The sequence below is a fragment of the Phytoactinopolyspora endophytica genome (assembly GCF_004138495.1).
GTDB lineage: Bacteria > Actinomycetota > Actinomycetes > Jiangellales > Jiangellaceae > Phytoactinopolyspora > Phytoactinopolyspora endophytica.
Genome location: NZ_ML142852.1, coordinates 479765 through 483571, shown reverse-complemented (window position 1 = coordinate 483571; position 3807 = coordinate 479765). Strand labels below are relative to the sequence as shown.

4 protein-coding genes are annotated in these 3807 nt (G+C 70.9%); all 4 read right to left on the bottom strand.

Features of this window, described 5'->3' with window-relative positions:
- On the bottom strand, positions 1-1317 hold a 1317-nt coding region (locus ELR45_RS10615), incomplete at its 3' end, for a TadA family conjugal transfer-associated ATPase (protein WP_205856360.1).
- Positions 1314-2096 (bottom strand): CpaE/TadZ family protein, encoded by a 783-nt coding sequence (locus ELR45_RS10610; protein ID WP_129665723.1) that lies wholly within the window; start codon positions 2094-2096, stop codon positions 1314-1316. The genes ELR45_RS10615 and ELR45_RS10610, both read right to left, overlap by 4 nt.
- A 42-nt stretch (positions 2097-2138) precedes the next feature.
- On the bottom strand, positions 2139-2816 hold the full coding sequence (locus tag ELR45_RS10605; protein WP_129665721.1) for a hypothetical protein: 678 nt from the start codon (positions 2814-2816) through the stop codon (positions 2139-2141).
- 13 nt (positions 2817-2829) lie between these two features.
- Complete coding sequence (locus ELR45_RS10600) at positions 2830-3699, bottom strand: hypothetical protein (protein ID WP_129665719.1); 870 nt, start codon at positions 3697-3699, stop codon at positions 2830-2832.
- Positions 3700-3807 lie beyond the last annotated feature (108 nt).

The window sequence follows — 3807 nt, the reverse complement described above, 5'->3', positions numbered from 1 at the left end:
CTCATTGGAGGTGATCTGTTTCTCGTCGGCGTCGACGACCTCCCGGATCGAGGACACTACACGGCGCCGGTCGCTGGACTCGGCCAGATGCACCACCAGGTGCACCGCGGAGGCGACCAGCAGGTTCGTCGCCTCGATCGGTAACTGTTCGGGACCTTGAGCGGCGTAGGCGGCCAACCGGGTGAACACCCCGCGGCTGGTGGAGGCGTGCAGGGTGGCCATCGACCCGTCGTTGCCTTGGGACATGGCGTTGCACATCGGCACGACCTCAGGTCCGCGGATCTCACCGACGATGACCCGGTCCGGCGACATCCGCAGCCCGAAGCGCACCAGCTCGGCTTGCGACACCGCGCCCTCGCCTTCGATGTTCGCCTCGCGCGACTGCAGAGCCACCACGTCCGGATGGTGCTGCCGGTCGCGGTCCAGGGCCAACTCGAGCACGTCCTCGACGGTCACCAGCCGCTCGCCAGGCTCGATCTCCGAGGCGAGCGCGCGCAGCAGCGTGGTCTTCCCGATCTGGGTGCCGCCGGCCACCAGGATGTTCTTACGTGCGCGCACCGCCGCGGCCAGAAACTCGTGAAGGCCGCGATCGAGGACCCCCAATTCGCGCAGCTCGGGCAACGTGGTGGTCAGGTAGCGGTGGCGGCGAACTGAGATTGACGGCCGCGCGCACAGCGCCATCACCGCGAACACCCTCGACCCGTCCGGTAGCTGCAAGTTCACTGCGGGCGCGGCGCGGTCGAAGCGGCGTTCCTCGGTCCCGGACCGGGCGGCCATCGTGCGTACCAGCTCCACCAGCTCCTCGTCGGAGTCGGCGACTGGCGGCAGCTGGGCGCGGGTGCCGTCGGCGTAGCGGACGAACACCTGGTCGCAGCCGTTGATGTTGATGTTCTCCACTTTCGGATCGGCCAGCAGCGGTTGCAGCCCCGCCGCGCCGAACAGGTGATCCATCACCTCGGCGACGATGATCTGTTCGACCTCGCGATCGGGGAGGCGACGGTTGGCCATCAACTCCGCCTCGACGTGTGCCGTGATCGCCTCGTCGACGATCTGCCGGGCGAGCTCACGCCGCCGTTCCACCCCGCCCGCCGCGTCGTCGTGTCCGGTGTCCAGCCGTTGCGGCAGCTGTGTACCCAAGGTGGCACGCAGCCGTTCTCGTAGCCGCTCGGCCGGATCGGCGTCGTCGCCGTCCACTTGAGCATCGGCCGGCGTCGCGGCCGGCGTCGCCATGGTCGTGGTGGATGTTGCGTCGTGTGCGGCGAACTCCCACTCTGCCGTAACGGGCTCGGGGTCTGTCCGGGTGGTGTGCTCGCTCATGCTCGTCTCCCGGCTGCCTGTCCGTTGACGCGGGCCCGCGGATCCGTGTGCATGTCGTCGCCGACCGCCGGCACGCCCTCATCGTCGGTGGTGGTTGCGGGAACGGGTGGGGTGAGGGCTGCGAGATCCGCGGCGATGCTCGCGGCGTAGCGTGCCAGGCGCCGCCGGGCGGGCCAGAACCCGCGCGGGGCCACCTCGCCGGCCATGGTCGCGGCGCCGCGGCGGTCCTCGGGCACCCGAGCGAGGACTGGCACGCCGATCTCCTGCTCCACCTCGCCCGTGCTGTGGCCGAGACCGGCCAGCAGCATGTGGACCTGCCCGCTGATCGACCTGGTCAACGCGTCTCGGATGGCCACGTGCGCCAGGTCAGCTGCGTGCGCGCGGGTCACGAGCAGGACGTGATCGGCGGCGCGCACGATCGGGACAGCGGGGGAGCCGGGGTCGAGGCGGCCGCAGTCGACCACCACCGTGCCCACGTCGCCGGCTCGGCGCAGCAGGTCGGCATTCTCCAACGCGGCCAGCGCGGCGCGGGCCTGGTCCGCGCCGGGCGGAGCAGTCACCACCGACAGCCCACCGGGAAGCGTCTGCGCGTGCCGCCACACCAGATCCGCCTCGGTGGCCCTGCGGGCGGCCGCGGCCAGGCTCGCCAGCCCCGGCGTGGCGGGCAGGGCGAACCGGGCGGCCACGTCGCCGCCGGCCGGGTCGGCCTCCACCACGACACAGCCCTCCGCCGTCGCGGTCGGCCACGTCGCCGCCAACGCCAGACACAGCGTGGTCACACCCGGCGATCCCTTGATCGAGCACGCCGCCACCAGCACCGGCTATCCACCCCCAGAGATCACGACGATGCGCACACTCGCCACCGCGGCGATCTGCGCCGCTGCCTGCTCATCGACCTGCAGCGAGACCACGGTGGTGGCCTCGACCGTGGTCGGGTGAACCCCGACCACCACAGCCGACCACGACGACTCCGGCTCCTCGACGGTGCTGTTCTCGCCGGGCGCGGCCGACGGTACGACGTGCACGTGCGCGCCCGGTGTCGTCTCCGGTGGGAATGCCCCGGGCGCCAGTGCCACCGCGACGATGGCCTCACCGGAGCCGGGCAGGACAGTATCGCCGAGCATGCCGGAGGTGAGCAGAGTTCCGGCCGGGGCGCTGATGGCCATCCGCGTGCCCACCACGCTGCGCGCCCGCGACGCATCGACCACGGCCACCCCGGCGTCCACGGCCACGTTGACCTCGCGCAGGTCCGCCGGTGTGAGCACGTCGCCGACCGTGACCGGCTCAGCCAGCGCGAGCACCGGCGCGCGTTCGTCCATCCGCGTGGACATGACCACGAACGCGGTCACACATCCGACGACCAGCAGGATGCCCAGGGAGAGGTGCGCCACGCTGCGCCGCGGTGCGCCTGGCAACCGGGACGATGAACGCCCCTGGCTCGCGCTCGGCACCGCTGACGGCGACGCGGTGCGGGCACGTGAATCGAGCGATGTGCTCACCTGCAGCCTCCCTCTACTGTGTCGTGAACGCCGGTGCCTCAACGACGCGGACCTGGGTCGACGACGACGTCGTCAACCCAGGGAGCACGCCGGACTCGCCGGCGCCGGCCCAGCGCACGGTCCACTCGAGCGTCGCGGCCACCTCATGCGGCCCGCCGGACGGGGCGGTGTAGGTGTGGCCGCAATCCGGCGACTCCGCCGCCGGATCGTCACGCGTCGTGAACGGCGTGCCTGGCCCGTCGCAATTGAACGAGGAACCGTCACCCATCGACCACGTCACCGACTCCGGCGTCGCCACCGCGGTCACCGACACGTCGGATATCGACGCGGTCGCCGACACCTCGGACCAGTCCTGCGGTGCCAGCCACAGCCAGGTCGGCAGGTGCACCAGCTGCTCACCCGACGGGCTCACGCCGATACGAGGGGGCTCCAAGCGCAGGCGGCTGTACGCCATCTGGGCGACCTCCTCTGGCGACGGTTCGTCCTCGGGATCCTCTCCGTCGGGCACCCACACCGGTGGTCCCCAGATCGTGTGCCCGTCGCCCGGGCACTTGAGCTGAAACCACGCCCCGTCCTCGTCACGATCTGGGGGAGGATTCTTCGGAGGGTTCTCCTCAACCGGCACGTACTCGCACCCGTCCGGCAGCCCCGAATCGCCGTCGTCGTTATCGCGGCCCTCGCCGTCGCGATCAGGCGGCCCCGGATTCGACGGCGGCCGACCACGTTCGTTGTCCCGGTCTCCGATACCGATGCCGCATTCCGGCGACGGCTTTTGGTCACAGTCGACGTCGACCCACAAATCGGCTGATGCGGTGCCAGCGAGAGCGACAGCACCAACGCAGGCCATGGCTGCCGCGGCGGCTGTGCGTGCCACCGTCAACATGAGCCCAGCTCCCGCACACCGAAACCGACGACCCGCCATTTCCCATCCGGCTGCAGCTCCACGGTCGCCGTAATCGATCGGCGACCGCCTTCATCTCCCTCGACTCGC

Bases quoted from the DNA above. Each gene is read 5' to 3' on its own strand.
- ELR45_RS10600 (WP_129665719.1), bottom strand. From the start codon at position 3,699: ATGTTGACGGTGGCACGCACAGCCGCCGCGGCAGCCATGGCCTGCGTT.